Genomic DNA, 14,331 nt, shown 5'->3' on the forward strand with positions numbered 1-14,331 from the left:
CAAGGAGGCGAACCCTGTTGAGTACGGGACCCGGAGCAGCTTCCGTCCCCGCACCTGATCCCCACGACTCCCCGCCCACCCCCGACGCCCCCGCCTCCGACGCCCGGTCCGCTCGCAAGTCCTCGATGTTCTCCTCCCTGAAGGTGAGGAACTACCGCCTGTTCTTCCTGGGGCAGGTCGTCTCCAACATCGGCACCTGGATGCAGCGCATCGCCCAGGACTGGCTGGTCCTCAGCCTCACCGGCTCCTCCGCCGCCGTCGGCATAACGACCGCGCTGCAGTTCCTGCCGATGCTCCTCTTCGGCCTCTACGGCGGTGTCCTCGTCGACCGCCTGCGCAAGCGGCCCACCCTGCTCGTCACCCAGTCGTCGATGGGCCTCACCGCCCTCGCCCTCGCGGTCCTCACCCTCACCGGCCAGGTCCAGGTGTGGCACGTGTACGTCGCCGCCTTCGTGATGGGTCTGGCCACGGTCGTCGACAACCCGGCCCGGCAGTCCTTCGTCTCCGAACTGGTCGGGCCCGGGCAGCTGCAGAACGCCGTCAGCCTGAACTCCGCCAACTTCCAGTCCGCCCGGCTGGTCGGCCCCGCCGTCGCGGGTCTGCTGATCACCGGCGTCGGCACCGGCTACGCCTTCCTCTTCAACGGCCTGTCCTTCGTCGCGCCGCTCACCGGCCTGCTGCTGATGCGCGCCCGTGAGCTGCACGCCGTGGAGCGCGCCCCGCGCGGCAAGGGGCAGCTGAGGGAGGGCGTCCGCTATGTCACCGGCCGCCCGGAGCTGATCTGGCCGATCGTCCTGGTCGGTTTCGTCGGCACCTTCGCCTTCAACTTCCCCGTCTACCTCTCGGCCTTCGCGGACGACGTGTTCCACGCGGGCGCCGGCGCCTACAGCATGTTCAACACGCTGATGGCGGTCGGCTCGGTCGCGGGCGCGCTGCTCGCCGCGCGGCGCGGTACGGCCCGGCTGCGGCTGCTGATCGCGGCGGCCATGGTCTTCGGGGCGCTGGAGATCGTGGCGGCGACGACGCCGACGCTGTGGCTGTTCGCCCTGCTCATGGTTCCGCTGGGCCTGTTCGGCATGACGGTCAACGTCACGACGAACACCAGCATCCAGATGTCCACCGACCCGGCCATGCGCGGCCGTGTCATGGCCCTCTACATGATGGTCTTCCTCGGCGGGTCCCCGGTCGGCGCCCCGATCGTCGGCTGGATCACCGATACGTACGGCGCCCGGGTGGGCCTCGCGGCGGGCGGCGCGGTGGCGGCGGTGGCGGCGGCCGTGATCGGCCTGATCCTGGCCCGCGTCGGCAATCTGCGCCTGTCGGTGGGCTGGCATCAGGGCCACCCACGGGTGCGGTTCGTGCCCCGGGAGCAGCAGGAGGCGCTGGCTCCGGCGGCGTAGGGGGCTGGTCGGGGTCAGTCTCGGGGGAACTCGCCGGTCTCCAGAAGCAGGCCGACCACGGTGCCGGTCAGGTCCGCCTCGTCCCCGAAGTCCAGACTCAGCTTGCCCCGGTACTCGCCGTCCTTGGGCTTGGTGTGCAGGTGCCAGCGGCCGGTGTACGGATCCACGATCAGGTACACCGGCACACCGGCGGCGGCGTAGGCGTCCTTCTTGGGCCCGTAGTCGTTCGCCGCGGTCTTCCTGGAGATGACCTCGGCGACGAACTCGACGTCCTCGTAGCGCCACAGGTTCTTGGCGTTCTTCGCAGCGCCCTCGGCCATCAGCGTCAGGTCGGAGGCGAAGCCGTTGAGGTGGCCCGGGTAGTCGACGCGGACGTCGGACTTCAGGCGCTTGCGCGGATACTTGGTGCGCAGCTGGTCGTAGATGTCCGCGATGATGTCCCAGTGGGTGTCCCGCTGAGGCGCCAGGAAGATGTTCCCCCCGACGATCTCGACCTTGTAGCCCTCGGGGGCGGGCATCTTCTCCACCCAGTCGAACATCACGTTGAGGGTGAGGTCGCCGCTGCTGTCGGCCATCTCGATCCTGTCTGCGAGGACGGTCACCGTGGCGCCGTACCCCGGCTGCCGCGCAGTACAACGATACGCACGGTGACCGGGACACGCCCGGCTCCGGCTGGGGGCGGGCCGGGGGCTACACCCTGCGGGCCAGTAGTTGCCCGGGCCAGTTGTTCTCGCCGACCGTGAAGGCAGCGGTGCGGGTGAAGCCGTTGGCCTCGTAGTAGCGGACGAGCTTGCCGTCGTCGCCGGCGTAGCAGTCCACCCGGAGGAGGCCCACTCCGGCCCGGCGGGTCTCCTCGGCGGCGTGGGCGAGCAGGGCGCTGCCCACGCCGTGGCCCTGGAAGCGGCGGTCGGAGGCGAGCCAGTGGATGTAGCGCTCGGGTTCGCCGGGCTGGGGGAGGTGGGAAAGGTAGGCGCCCGCCGAGTCGGTGAGGGTGAGGGTGCCGGCGGGGACGCCGTCGACGTCGGCCATGAACGTGTTCCCCTCCGCCATGTACCGGCCGACCGACTCCACCGTCTTCGGGCTCTGCGACAGGGGCCGGGTCCCCCACTGCCCCGTGCGGCCCTGGGAGACCAGCCATTCCACGCAGCCGTCGAGCATGCCGAGTATCGCGGGAATGTCGTCGGGCCCGCCGTCCCGGATGGTGATCCGCATGGCCTCATGGTGCCAGGCTGGGTCCATGAGACTCTTCGCGGCCGTGCTGCCCCCCGACGAGGTGTGCCGTGAACTCGGCTCCGTGGTCGACGCGTTGCGCGGGCTGCCCGGCGCCGACGGCATGCGCTGGACCGGCCGCCCCGGCTGGCACTTCACGCTCGCGTTCTACGGGGAGGTCGACGACGGTCTCGTCCCCGAGCTGTCGGAGCGGCTGGAGCGGGCCGCGCGCCGTACTGACCCCTTTTCGCTGGCCGTACGAGGCGGCGGTCAGTTCGGGCACGGGCGGGCGCTGTGGGCCGGGGCCGAGGGTGATCTGGCGACCCTGCGGCTGCTGGCAGAGCGGGCCGAGGCCGCGGCGCGGAAGGCGGGGGTGGCGATGGGGGAGCACCGGCGGTACAAGGCCCATCTGACGATCGCGAGGAGCCGGGAGGCGCGGGACGTGCGCCCGTGCCTGGACGCCCTGGCCGGGTTCACCGGCCGGACCTGGACGGTGGGAGAGCTGGCGCTGGTGCGGAGCAATCTGCCGACGTCGGGGGTTCCGGGGGAGCAGCCCCGGTATGAGGCGGTCGGTCGGTGGGCGCTCGGGGGTGCCGGTTAGGCTCGGTGCCGTGGACCCGAAAACCCGTAACCGGATCATGGCCGGTGTGCTCGTGCTGATGTTTCTCGTTGTCGCCCTGGCTTCCGCGCTCGGTAGGTAGCCGGGCAGGGGCGGGGGACTGCTGTCCGCTGCCTTCCGATCTGCGGTGGAGCCGCAGATCGGATTCAGCCCCGCGCCCCTGGAGGTGCGCTACCAGGCGAAGGCCTCCGGGCTCGGGCCCGGGCCCGGGAAGATCTCGTCGAGGCCGGTCAGGAGATCCTCGGAGAGTTCCAGGTCGGCCGCGCGCAGGGCGGACTCCAGCTGACCCGCCGTGCGCGGGCCGACGATCGGGCCGGTCACGCCCGGGCGGGTGAGGAGCCAGGCCAGGGCGGCCTCGCCGGGCTCGATGCCGTGCTTGTCGAGCAGGTCCTCGTAGGCCTGGATCTGCGCGCGGGAGGCGGGGTCGGCGAGGGCGTCGGCGGCCCGGCCGGAGGCACGGCGGCCGCCCTCGACCTCCTTCTTGAGCACGCCGCCCAGCAGACCGCCGTGCAGCGGCGACCAGGGGATGACCCCGAGCCCGTAGTCCCGCGCGGCCGGGATGACCTCCATCTCGGCACGCCGCTCGGCGAGGTTGTAGAGGCACTGCTCGCTGACCAGCCCGATGGTCCCGCCGCGCCGGGCGGCGATCTCGTTGGCCTGGGCGATCTTGTAGCCGGGGAAGTTCGACGACCCGACGTAGAGGATCTTGCCCTGCTGGACCAGGACGTCGATCGCCTGCCAGATCTCCTCGAACGGGGTGTCCCGGTCGATGTGGTGGAACTGGTAGACGTCGATGTGGTCGGTCTGGAGCCGCTTGAGGCTGGCGTCCACGGCCCGCCGGATGTTGACCGCGGAGAGCTTGTCGTGGTTGGGCCAGGCCGGGCCGTCGCCGCCCATGTGGCCGTACACCTTCGTGGCGAGGACGACCTTCTCGCGCCGTCCCTCGCCCTTGGCGAACCAGTTCCCGATGATGCTCTCGGTACGGCCCTTGTTCTCACCCCAGCCGTACACGTTGGCGGTGTCGAAGAAGTTGATGCCCGCGTCCAGCGCCGCGTCCATGATGGCGTGACTGTCGGCCTCGTCGGTCTGCGGACCGAAGTTCATGGTGCCGAGGACGAGCCGGCTGACCTTGAGTCCCGTGCGTCCGAGCTGCGTGTACTTCATGGGTGCACGCTAGCGATGTGGAGTGCGCTCTAGGCAAGCACGTACGACTCACGTCAGGAGGCGCGTCCGTGCCAGACCAGCCCGACCCCCGTCAGCTCGTCCGGCTCCTTCGTCGGACCCTGCCCGACAGTCTTCTCGGGGTGTACCTTCACGGCTCCGCGACCCTCGGTGGGCTGCGGCCGCACAGTGACATCGACGTCCTGGCCGTCGTGCGGGAGTCCGTGAGGCCTGTGCAACGGCGGGAAATCATCGAGGAGTTGCTCGCGGTGTCCGGTGTGGGTGGGCGGCGGTATGTCGAGCTGGTCGTCGTCGTGCGGGACGAGGTGCGGCCCTGGCGGTACCCGCCGACCTGCGATTTTCTCTACGGCGACTGGTTGCGGGAGGAGTATGAGCGGGGGGTGATTCCGGGGCCGGAGGCCAGTCCTGATCTGGCGCCGTTGCTCACCATGGTGCTGCGTGCCGACGCGCCGGTGTACGGGCCGCCGCCCGGCGAGCTGATCGACGTGGTGCCGCACGCCGACCTCAGGCGGGCCGTCGTCGCCGGTGTGCCGGAGCTGATGGGGGAGCTGGACTCCGACACCCGCAACGTGCTGCTCACCCTCGCGCGGATCTGGACCACCCTCGTCACCGGGGACATCCGCTCCAAGGACGCGGCGGCGTCGTGGGTGCTGGGGCGGCTGCCCGCCGGGCACCGGGCCGTGCTCGCCCGGGCCCGGGCCGTCTATCTCGGGGAGGCGGACGAGTGCTGGGACGGTCTGGAGACCCGGGCCTGCGCGGAGTTCCTGGTGCGGGGGATCGCCGAGAGCTACGCCTCGTAGGGCTCGCCCAGGTCCCACGCCTGGTACATCGCCTCCGCGAAGGCCGCCGCGATCTTGTGCTCGCCGCTCGGGCCCGGGTGCGTGCCGTCGTAGGTGTCGGTGGGGATGTCGTACGACGGCGGGGTCGAGGCCAGGAGGATGGGGGAGCCGGGCTCGTCGAGGTCCGCGGCCGTCTTCGCCAGCAGTTCGTTGAAGCGGGCGACCTCGGTGGCGAACGCCGCGTCCGTCTGGGCTCGTACGTTCGGGGTGACCGGCAGCCACACCATCCGCACCCGCCGGTTCGCCGCCCGCGCCTCGGCCGCGAAGGCCCGGACGTTCTCGGCGGTCTGCTCGGCGTTCGTGTAGAAGCCCAGGTCGATGAGGCCCAGGGAGACCAGCAGGATGTCCGCGCGCGTCGAGCGCACCGCCTCGCCGATCAGCGGGGCCATGTGCAGCCAGCCCTCGCCCCAGCCGGCCAAGTGGGCACGGGGGAAGTCCGGTTCGGCGTAGGCGTACGACGTCGGGGCCTCGTCCAGCTTGTCGTAGAGCGTCTCGCGCGGGCCGACGAGGGTGCAGGGCGCGCCGTAGGAACGGCACAGGTGCTGCCAGATCCGGTAGCGCCACGTGTGTTCGCCCGTGCTCCCGATCGTCATGGAGTCACCTACGGGCATGAACCTGAGCATCCGCTCATCATGGAGGATCACGGGAGGGTCGGGCTGCCGGACGGGGTGTGAGTCGGGCCACGCGGGCCGCGGGGGGTGAGTGGTGGGCGGTGCCCGGTGAACCGCGGAGCGGGATGGCAGTCTTGGGGCATGCGCAGACCGACCGTCTTCCTCGCCGCGGCTCTCCTCGTGGGCGCCTTCGCCGTGCCCGCCTCCGCCGCCGACGGGGACGAGGAGTTCACGATCAAGGATCCGCGCATCACCGAGTCCAGCGGTCTGGCGGCCTCCCGGCAGCACCCCGGGATCTACTGGACGCACAACGACAGCGACGACGGGGCGTATCTCTACGCCGTCGACAGCGCCACGGGCGAGACGGTCGCCACGGTCACCATGGCCGGGGTGGGCAGCCCGCGTGATGTCGAGGCCATCTCGATCGGGCCCGACAACCAGGTCTACGTCGGCGACATCGGCGACAACCTCGGCGGCAGTTGGCCGTACGTGTGGATCTACCGGCTGCCCGAGCCGAAGAATCTGCGCGACCAGACGGTGCGGGCCAGGCAGTACGTCGTGAAGTACTCCGACGGCGCGCGGGACGCCGAGTCGCTGGTCGTGCACCCGAAGACCGGCCGCGTCTACATCGTCGACAAGAACGAGAAGGGCGGGCATCTGTACGAGGGGCCGGCCGAGCTCTCTCCCACCGGGAGCAACGTCTTCCGTCCCGTCGCGGCCGTTCCCGACCTGGAGGCGACCGACGCCACGCTCTCCCCGGACGCCGAACACCTCGTCGTACGCAGCTACTTCGGGGCGATCGCGTACGACTGGAACGGCGGGAAGATCAAGAAGAAGGCGCGGCTCGGTGTGCCGTTCCTCGGGCAGGGGGAGTCCGTCACCTACACCGCCGACGGGAAGAAGCTCATGTACGGCGCCGAGGGGGCCGACAGTCCCGTGGAGCCGCAGGACGCTCCCGGGGCCGGCGGGTCCGGATCGGCCTCCGGGAGCGGTAGTTCCGCCGCTTCGGACGGTGGCGGTGGCGATGGGCTGAGCGGGAATCTCAAGAACGGGGCCATCGCCGTCGCCGTGGCCTGTGCCGTGCTGTTCGGGATGCGGGGGCTGAGGCGACGGCGGCGGTAGGGCGCCCGGGGCTAGGAGGGGGCCGACTCGCCGCGTCGCGCCACGACGACGTCCAGCCCGTCCAGCATCCGTTGCAGCCCGAACTCGAAGTGGTCGAAGTCGGTGCCGAAGGCGTCCTCGGAGAGTGAGGCCATGACCGGGTAGCGGCCCGAGGCCATGACCTGCTCCAGGACCGGTACCTGCGCCTGCCAGAACTCGGTGTCGGTCAGGCCCGTCCGGCGCTCCGCCTCCTGTTCGTGCACCTGCGTGCGCGCGGCCCCGACGACGTACCCGTCGATCATGATGATCACCGAGACCAGCTCGGGGTCGGTGAGCCCCATGGGGCGGATCCGGGTGAGGATCCTCTCCATGCCGTCGAGGGCGCTCGGGCCGAGGATCGGGCGGGACTGGTTGACCTGGAGCAGCCAGGGGTGCCGGCGGTAGCGGGCGAGGTTCTCGTGGGCCACCGCCTCCAGGGCGGCACGCCAGCCGTCGTCCGGGCCGGCGAGTTCGCCGGTGGGGCGCTGTACCCGGTCCAGCATGAGGTCGAGCAGCTCGTTCTTGCCGGGGATGTACCGGTACAGCGACATGGTGCCGGTGCCGAGCTCGGCCGCTACGCGGCGCATGGAGAGCCCGCCCAGCCCCTCGGCGTCCGCCAACTGGACGGCGGCTTCCACGATCCGGTCCAGGGTCAGGGTCGGCTTCGGGCCCCGGCTCGGGCGGCGTCCGGTGTCCCACAACAGTTCGAGGGTGCGGGTGATGTCGCCGCTGCCGCTGGTCTCCGTACTGCCCGCACCGCTCGTACCGCTCGCACCGCTCGTCATGGGGTCAGCTTAGAGGTCCGCAACAAAACTGGGTACGTCGTACGCGTAATAGGGTACGCTGTACTCAGTTCAGAGTTGGCGAGCCGGGTACGGGAGGGCGGCATGGACGGATACGCGGTACGGGCCGAGGCGCTGGAGAAGCGGTACGGCGAGAAACGCGCCCTCGACGGCTTCGACCTGGCCGTGCGCGAGGGCACGGTGCACGGTCTGCTCGGGCCGAACGGCGCGGGCAAGACCACCGCCGTGCGCATCCTGTCCACGCTGATCCGGCTGGACGGGGGCAGCGCGACGGTCGCCGGGCTCGACGTGGCCCGGCAGCCGCGCGAGGTCCGGGCCCGGATCGGGCTCACCGGGCAGTACGCGGCGGTCGACGAGGTGCTCACGGGCCGGCAGAACCTGGAGATGTTCGGCCGCCTGTTCCATCTGGGCGGCAAGCGGGCCAGGGTCCGGGCCGGTGAACTGCTGGAGCAGTTCGACCTGGCCGACGCCGGCGACAAGGGCGTGGGCAAGTACAGCGGCGGTATGCGCCGCCGCCTCGACCTCGCCGCGTCGATGATCCTCGCGCCGGCCGTGCTCTTCCTCGACGAGCCGACGACGGGCCTGGACCCGCGCAGCCGGGGCGAGGTCTGGGAGTCCGTACGGGCACTGGTGGCGGGCGGCACCACGGTGCTGCTGACCACGCAGTATCTGGAGGAGGCCGACAAGCTCGCCTCGCGCATCACCGTCATCGACCAGGGGCGGGCCATCGCCGACGACACCCCGGACGGGCTGAAGAACCTGGTCGGCGGCGACCGGATCGAGGTCGTGGTCGCCGAGCGGTCCGAGATCCCGCGGGTGGTGAAGGTCGTCGCCCGGGTCACGGACGGCGAACCCGAGGCGGACGAGACCGAGTTGCGGGTGCACGCCCCCGTCGTCGACCGGGTCACCGCGCTCACCGAGGTGGCGCGGACCCTCCAGGACGAGGGCGTCCGCGTCGAGGACATCGGGCTGCGCAGGCCGAGCCTCGACGATGTGTTCCTGCGTCTGACCGGACACCGCACCGAGAAGGAGGCCGCGGCGTGAGCGCCATCGACCTGAGCACGCCGAGCACGCGCGGCGGTACGTACTGGCTGCTCTCCGACTGCTGGAACATCGTCCGCCGCGGCCTGACCCACTACCAGCGCCAGCCCGTCAACATCGCCTGGCAGCTCGGCTTCCCGATCCTGTCCGTGCTGCTCTACGGCTATGTCTTCGGCAGCGCCATGAAGGTGCCCGGCGGCGGGGACTACCAGGACTTCCTGATGCCGGGCATGTTCGCGATGACCATGGCGTTCGGCTTCATCAACACGGCCACGGTGGTGGTGTACGACTCCACCAAGGGCGTCATCGACCGCTTCCGCTCCATGCCGATGTCGTCCTCGGCGGTGGTGGCCGGGCGCGGGGTCACCGATCTGATCGTCGCCTGCGCCGAGTTGGCGATCATGATGCTCACCGCGCTCGCCATGGGCTGGCGTCCGGACGGCGGGCTGGGCTTCCTCGGGGCGTTCGGGCTGCTGCTGTGGCTGCGCTTCTCGCTGATCTGGATCGGCGTGTGGCTCGGTCTGATCGTGCCCAACCCGGAGGCGGCGGGCGGCCTCTTCGCGGTCGCCTTCCCCTTCACGATGATCTCCAGCATCTTCGTCGCGCCGCAGCTCATGCCCGACTGGCTGGGCTGGGTGGCGGTCTGGAACCCGATCTCCTCCACGGCGGCGGCGACCCGCGAGCTGTTCGGCACGCCGGTCGGCGGTGACACCTGGGTCGAGCAGCACGCGCTGCTGATGGCCGGGGTGTGGCCGGTGATCCTGACGGCGATCTTCCTGCCGCTCGCGGTACGGCGGTTCAAGAAGCTCAGCCGGTAGCGCGAGCGACGCGTACCTCCCGGAGTCTTGACGTGTTCATGGTGCGTCAGTTTCCTGGGAGGTGCGCGGCATTATGGGAGCGCTCCCATTCGATTCCGGGGCCGCGCCTCCGAGAGTCAGAGAGGAAGCAGCCACATGTTCCGCACTCTGCGCAGAGCGCTGTGTGTTGCCGCGGCGCTCCTGTTACCGCTGGCCGGCACGCAGTCGGCCCAGGCCGACGCCGACGTCGATGTGAAGGCCGGCGCCGGCTACTGGCACACCAGCGGCCGTCAGATCCTGGACGCGGCCGGAGCGCCCGTCCGGATCGCCGGTGTCAACTGGTTCGGCTTCGAGACCGCCAACCACGTCGTCCACGGCCTGTGGGCCCGCGACTACAAGAGCATGATCGACCAGATGAAGTCGCTGGGCTACAACACGATCCGGATGCCCTACAGCGACGACATCCTCAAGTCCGGCACCATGCCCGACAGCGTCAATTACGACGGCAAGAACACCGACCTGCGCGGACTGACCTCGCTCCAGGTCCTGGACAAGATCGTGGCGTACGCCGGACAGGCCGGGCTCAAGATCGTCCTCGACCGGCACCGCCCGGACGCGGCCGGACAGTCGGCCCTCTGGTACACGGCGTCGGTGCCCGAGTCGACCTGGATCGCCAATCTCAAGGCCCTGGCCACGCGGTACAAGGGCAACTCCACCGTCGTCGGCATCGACCTGCACAACGAGCCCCATGATCCGGCCTGCTGGGGCTGCGGCGACACCTCCCGTGACTGGCGTCTGGCCGCCCAGCGCGCGGGCAACGCGGTGCTGTCGGTCAACCCCGAGCTGCTGATCATGGTCGAGGGCGTGCAGTCGTACAACGGCACGAACGGCTGGTGGGGCGGCAACCTCATGGGCGTGGCGCAGTACCCGGTCCAGCTCGACGTGCCGAACCGGCTGGTGTACTCGGCCCACGACTACGCCACCTCGGTGGCCCAGCAGCCCTGGTTCAGCGACTCGTCGTTCCCCGCGAACATGCCGGGGATCTGGGACAAGTACTGGGGTTACATCTTCAAGCAGAACATCGCCCCGGTGTGGCTCGGCGAGTTCGGTACGACGCTCCAGTCGACGGTGGACCAGCGGTGGCTGTCCGCGCTGGTGACGTATCTGCGGTCGACGTCGGGCTCCGGCGCCGACAGCTTCCACTGGACGTTCTGGTCCTGGAACCCCAACTCCGGCGACACGGGCGGCATCCTGAAGGACGACTGGCAGACCGTGGACACCGCCAAGGACGGCTACCTCGCGGCGATCAAGGCGCCGGGCTTCGCGGGCGGCGGTTCCGGGCCGGACCCCGGCGGGCCCGGAGAGCCCGGTGGCGGGGCCGCCTGCACCGCCGCCTACACGGTGAGCAGCGACTGGGGCGGCGGCTTCAACGCCGAGGTGAAGGTGACCAACACGGGCACGAAGCCGCTGGCCTCGTGGAAGGTCGCCTGGACGTGGAGCGGCGCGCAGAAGGTCACCAGCATGTGGAACGCCTCGTACACACAGAGCGGGGCGAGCGTGACGGCGGTGAACGCCGCGCACAACGGGAGCGTCCCGGTGGGAGGTTCGGCGAGCCTCGGCCTGGGCGGAGCGCCCGGGGGCGGGGCGGTGCCGAGTGTGAGCTGTACGGCGACCTGAGGGTGGTGCGGCTGGGGCGCCCGGTGCTCGCCGGGCGCCCCAGCCGACCGGCGGCCCCGTAGCGGCGTACGCTGACCTTTATGGCGCCTGACCGTGTCGATGCGGGGCAAACAGGGCAGGAGCCGTCGAGTGATCCGAGCCTTCCGGTGTTCGTCGACTCCTCCGGCCGGCGTGCGCGCAATCTCCGGCGCGCGGGCTACGGGCTGGCCGGCTGTGCGGCGGCCTATATGGCGGTGCTGGGGCTGAGCCTGATGGGGGCGACGCCCTTCGCCCCGGGGTCGCTGCTCCCCGGCGACGTGGCGGCGCCCGCCGCGCCGAGGGCGCAGACCCCGGGCGGGACGCCCCTGGCCCCGCCCGGCGACGCCTCGGACGCGGCCGGTCCCAGCGCGCTGCTCGTCCCGGGGCTCGCCGGGCCCGGCCCCTCCCTCGCTCCGCCCCTGGTGCCCGGCAGCCCACCGGCACCGTCCGACACCGGCACCCCGGAACCGCAGGCCCCGGCGACACAGGAGCCACCCGCACCGGAAGAGCCCGCGGACCCCGATGATCCCGCCGCTCCCACCGCGGAACCGGACCCGGACACCACCGCGCCCTCGCCCCCGGCCCCGCCCTCGCCCGCTCCGCCCACCACCGCCCCCTCCACCCCTCCGGCACCCGAGCCCACAGCACCGGCGCCCAGCCCCTCCGCGCCGTCCGGTGTCGCGGAGCCGCCCCCGCCCGCCGACCCCACGGTGGCCGAGGCCCCCTGATGCGGCGGCGCCCCGACCGGTCACCCGACCGCTCATCGAGGCCGCCCGGTCCGCGCCGGACCCGAGCGCCCCTGGCACCGCGGCATCGCTTCCGTATCGTCGTCCCCTTGATCCTGCTGGCCTTCGTCGCCTCGGTCCTCCTGGTCGAGGGCTACACCACCAGGGGCTTCGCCGGGGACCAGGAAGGGCCGGGCGGGCGACCGGACACCGGCGTCCCCCGCGCGATCGCGGGCGGCGGCCCGGTCGTCGACACCACCGACGATCATCTGCGCACCTATCGCACACCGGACAGGACCGTCGTCCTGACCTTCGACGACGGCCCCGACCCCACCTGGACGCCCCGCATCCGGGCCGTCCTCGACCGCTACGGAGTGCCCGGCACCTTCTTCGTCACCGGGCAGCAGACCGCCCGGTACCCGGAGGTGCTGCGCCGGGTGGTCCGCTCCGGCCACGAGATCGGCGTGCACACCTTCTCCCACCCGGACCTGACCACCCGCTCCGCGCGCGACGTCGACCGTGAGCTGTCCCTGACCCAGCTCGCGCTCGCCGGGGCCGCCGGCATCCACACCTCGCTGATGCGGATGCCCTACTCCTCGACCCCCGCCGCCCTCGACGCCCCGGAGTGGTCCCTGGTCCGGAGCCTGGGCGAGAAGGGCTATGTCCTGGCGTTCATCGACCGGGACACCAACGACTGGCGGCGGCCGGGCGCCCGGGAGATCGCCGACGCGGCCACCCCGACCGGGGGCAGGGGAGCGGTCGTCCTGCTGCATGACGCGGGAGGGGACAGGGCGCAGACGGTCGAGGCCCTCACGACCCTGATCCCCCGGCTGCAGGCCGAGGGCTATCGCTTCACCACGCTCGCCGAACTGGTCGGCGCCGAGACCCTCAGCAGCCCCGTCGACACGGTGGACCGGTGGAGCGGCCGTGTCTTCGTGGCCGCCGTCACCGTGTCGTCGACGGCGGTGACGGCCGTCAGCGCGCTGCTGCTGGTGGTCGGTTCGCTCGTCCTGGCCCGGTGTGTGCTGCTGCTCGTCCTGGCCCGCCACCACGCCCGCCGCCCACGTCCCGGCACCGGCGGGCAGGCGCCCCCGCCCGTCACCCGGCCCGTCAGCGTCGTCATCCCCGCCTACAACGAGAGGCTGTGCATCCCCAAGACGCTGCGCTCCCTCGCCGCGAGCGAGCACCCCGTCGAGATCATCGTCGTGGACGACGGTTCCCGCGACGGCACCGCGGACCTCGCGGAGTCACTCGCGCTGGGGAACGTCACCGTCGTGAGGCAGCCCAACAGCGGCAAGCCCGCCGCCCTCAACGCCGGTGTCCTGCGGGCCTCCCACGACCTCGTCGTCATGCTGGACGCCGACACCGTCTTCGCCCCCTCGACCGTCGGCCGCCTCGTCCAGCCGTTCGCCGACCCCCGGGTCGGGGCGGTCGCGGGCAACGCCAAGGTCGGCAACCGGCGGCGGCTGCTCGGCCGGTGGCAGCACATCGAGTACGTCATGGGCTTCAACCTCGACCGCCGCATGTACGACCTGCTGCACTGCATGCCTACCATCCCCGGCGCCGTCGGGGCCTTCCGCGCCGAGGCCCTGCGGGACGCCGGGATGGTGAGCGCGGACACCCTCGCCGAGGACACCGACCTCACCATGGCCCTGCACCGGGCCGGGTGGGAGATCCGCTACGTCCCGGACGCGCTCGGCTGGACCGAGGCACCGTCCTCGCTGCGGGAACTGTGGCGCCAGCGCTACCGCTGGAGCTACGGCACGATGCAGGCCGCCTGGAAGCACCGGCACGCGCTGGTCGAGCGCGGCACCGCGGGCCGCTTCGGCCGCCGCGGTCTGCCCCTGCTGGCCGTCTTCCAGATCCTCACCCCGCTGCTCGCCCCGCTGATCGACATCCTGGCCCTGTACGGCCTGGTGTTCGGCGACCCGGTCACGACCGTGCTCGCGTGGTGCGGTGTGCTGGCGGTGCAGGCCGTCTGCGCCGCGTACGCCTTCCATCTCGACGGCGAGCGGCTCCGGCCCCTGTGGGCGCTCCCGCTTCAACAGGTCGTCTACCGCCAGGTGATGTACCTGGTCCTCACCCAGGCCTGTCTGACCGCGATCAACGGCTATCGGCTGCCCTGGCAGCGGCTCAAGCGCAGCGGAGACGTGATGCTGCCTCCGCAGCCCTCGACCCGCCGGATGTGAGCGGGCGCGGCGGCGTGCGGTGCGGGCCGCCGTTCGGGTTCAGTTGCCCGGCCGAGGGGCCGTCAGCCTTCCTCCCGGGCG

At 71.5% G+C, this 14,331-nt stretch carries 14 protein-coding genes; 9 read left to right on the forward strand and 5 right to left on the reverse strand.

Features of this window, described 5'->3' with window-relative positions; all coding sequences use genetic code 11:
- Positions 1-17 precede the first annotated feature (17 nt).
- Complete coding sequence (locus KJK29_RS21070) at positions 18-1,400, forward strand: MFS transporter (RefSeq protein ID WP_215120701.1); 1,383 nt, start codon at positions 18-20, stop codon at positions 1,398-1,400.
- 14 nt (positions 1,401-1,414) lie between these two features.
- On the opposite strand, the gene KJK29_RS21075 is transcribed toward KJK29_RS21070, so the two are convergent.
- The gene (locus KJK29_RS21075) at positions 1,415-2,002 is read right to left on the reverse strand and encodes a Uma2 family endonuclease (protein WP_215120702.1); all 588 of its coding nucleotides are present in this window, start codon (positions 2,000-2,002) and stop codon (positions 1,415-1,417) included.
- An 88-nt stretch (positions 2,003-2,090) separates the two neighbouring features.
- A complete protein-coding gene (locus KJK29_RS21080) occupies positions 2,091-2,612 on the reverse strand; it encodes a GNAT family N-acetyltransferase (protein ID WP_215120703.1) in 522 nt (173 codons plus the stop codon).
- Positions 2,613-2,637: 25 nt separating this feature from the next.
- Here KJK29_RS21080 and thpR point away from each other — a divergent pair, with 25 nt between their 5' ends.
- Positions 2,638-3,210 (forward strand): RNA 2',3'-cyclic phosphodiesterase, encoded by a 573-nt coding sequence (gene thpR, locus KJK29_RS21085; RefSeq protein ID WP_215120704.1) that lies wholly within the window; start codon positions 2,638-2,640, stop codon positions 3,208-3,210.
- A 189-nt stretch (positions 3,211-3,399) separates the two neighbouring features.
- On the opposite strand, the gene KJK29_RS21090 is transcribed toward thpR, so the two are convergent.
- Positions 3,400-4,392: an aldo/keto reductase gene (locus KJK29_RS21090; protein WP_215120705.1), complete on the reverse strand. Its 993-nt coding sequence runs from the start codon at positions 4,390-4,392 to the stop codon at positions 3,400-3,402.
- Positions 4,393-4,460: 68 nt separating this feature from the next.
- Here KJK29_RS21090 and KJK29_RS21095 point away from each other — a divergent pair, with 68 nt between their 5' ends.
- Complete coding sequence (locus tag KJK29_RS21095) at positions 4,461-5,210, forward strand: aminoglycoside adenylyltransferase family protein (RefSeq protein ID WP_215120706.1); 750 nt, start codon at positions 4,461-4,463, stop codon at positions 5,208-5,210.
- On the opposite strand, the gene KJK29_RS21100 is transcribed toward KJK29_RS21095, so the two are convergent.
- Complete coding sequence (locus KJK29_RS21100; RefSeq protein ID WP_215120707.1) at positions 5,198-5,872, reverse strand: GDSL-type esterase/lipase family protein; 675 nt, start codon at positions 5,870-5,872, stop codon at positions 5,198-5,200. The two genes, KJK29_RS21095 and KJK29_RS21100, sit on opposite strands and share 13 nt — an antisense overlap.
- 129 nt (positions 5,873-6,001) lie before the next feature.
- Here KJK29_RS21100 and KJK29_RS21105 point away from each other — a divergent pair, with 129 nt between their 5' ends.
- The gene (locus KJK29_RS21105; protein ID WP_215120708.1) at positions 6,002-6,982 is read left to right on the forward strand and encodes a WD40 repeat domain-containing protein; all 981 of its coding nucleotides are present in this window, start codon (positions 6,002-6,004) and stop codon (positions 6,980-6,982) included.
- Positions 6,983-6,993: 11 nt separating this feature from the next.
- On the opposite strand, the gene KJK29_RS21110 is transcribed toward KJK29_RS21105, so the two are convergent.
- Positions 6,994-7,785, reverse strand: a complete 792-nt coding sequence (locus KJK29_RS21110; protein ID WP_215120709.1) for a TetR/AcrR family transcriptional regulator — start codon at positions 7,783-7,785, stop codon at positions 6,994-6,996.
- 102 nt (positions 7,786-7,887) lie between these two features.
- On the opposite strand from KJK29_RS21110, the gene KJK29_RS21115 reads away from it, so the two are divergent.
- The 5 genes from KJK29_RS21115 to KJK29_RS21135 all read left to right on the forward strand — a co-directional run bounded on the left by KJK29_RS21115 (position 7,888) and on the right by KJK29_RS21135 (position 14,250).
- Entirely contained in the window at positions 7,888-8,847 is a 960-nt protein-coding gene (locus tag KJK29_RS21115; protein ID WP_215120710.1) for an ATP-binding cassette domain-containing protein, read from the forward strand.
- Positions 8,844-9,662 carry an ABC transporter permease gene (locus KJK29_RS21120; RefSeq protein WP_215120711.1) on the forward strand — a complete coding sequence of 273 codons (819 nt, stop codon included), beginning with the start codon at positions 8,844-8,846 and terminating at the stop codon, positions 9,660-9,662. Before KJK29_RS21115 ends, KJK29_RS21120 begins: the two co-directional genes overlap by 4 nt.
- Positions 9,663-9,797: 135 nt before the next feature.
- Positions 9,798-11,318: a cellulase family glycosylhydrolase gene (locus tag KJK29_RS21125; protein ID WP_215120712.1), complete on the forward strand. Its 1,521-nt coding sequence runs from the start codon at positions 9,798-9,800 to the stop codon at positions 11,316-11,318.
- Positions 11,319-11,398: 80 nt separating this feature from the next.
- Positions 11,399-12,064 (forward strand): hypothetical protein, encoded by a 666-nt coding sequence (locus tag KJK29_RS21130; RefSeq protein WP_215120713.1) that lies wholly within the window; start codon positions 11,399-11,401, stop codon positions 12,062-12,064.
- The gene (locus KJK29_RS21135) at positions 12,064-14,250 is read left to right on the forward strand and encodes a bifunctional polysaccharide deacetylase/glycosyltransferase family 2 protein (RefSeq protein ID WP_215120714.1); all 2,187 of its coding nucleotides are present in this window, start codon (positions 12,064-12,066) and stop codon (positions 14,248-14,250) included. The genes KJK29_RS21130 and KJK29_RS21135 overlap by 1 nt, the downstream gene beginning before the upstream one ends.
- Positions 14,251-14,331: the final 81 nt, after the last annotated feature.

Origin of the sequence: Streptomyces koelreuteriae (assembly GCF_018604545.1) — a bacterium.
Lineage (GTDB): Bacteria > Actinomycetota > Actinomycetes > Streptomycetales > Streptomycetaceae > Streptomyces > Streptomyces koelreuteriae.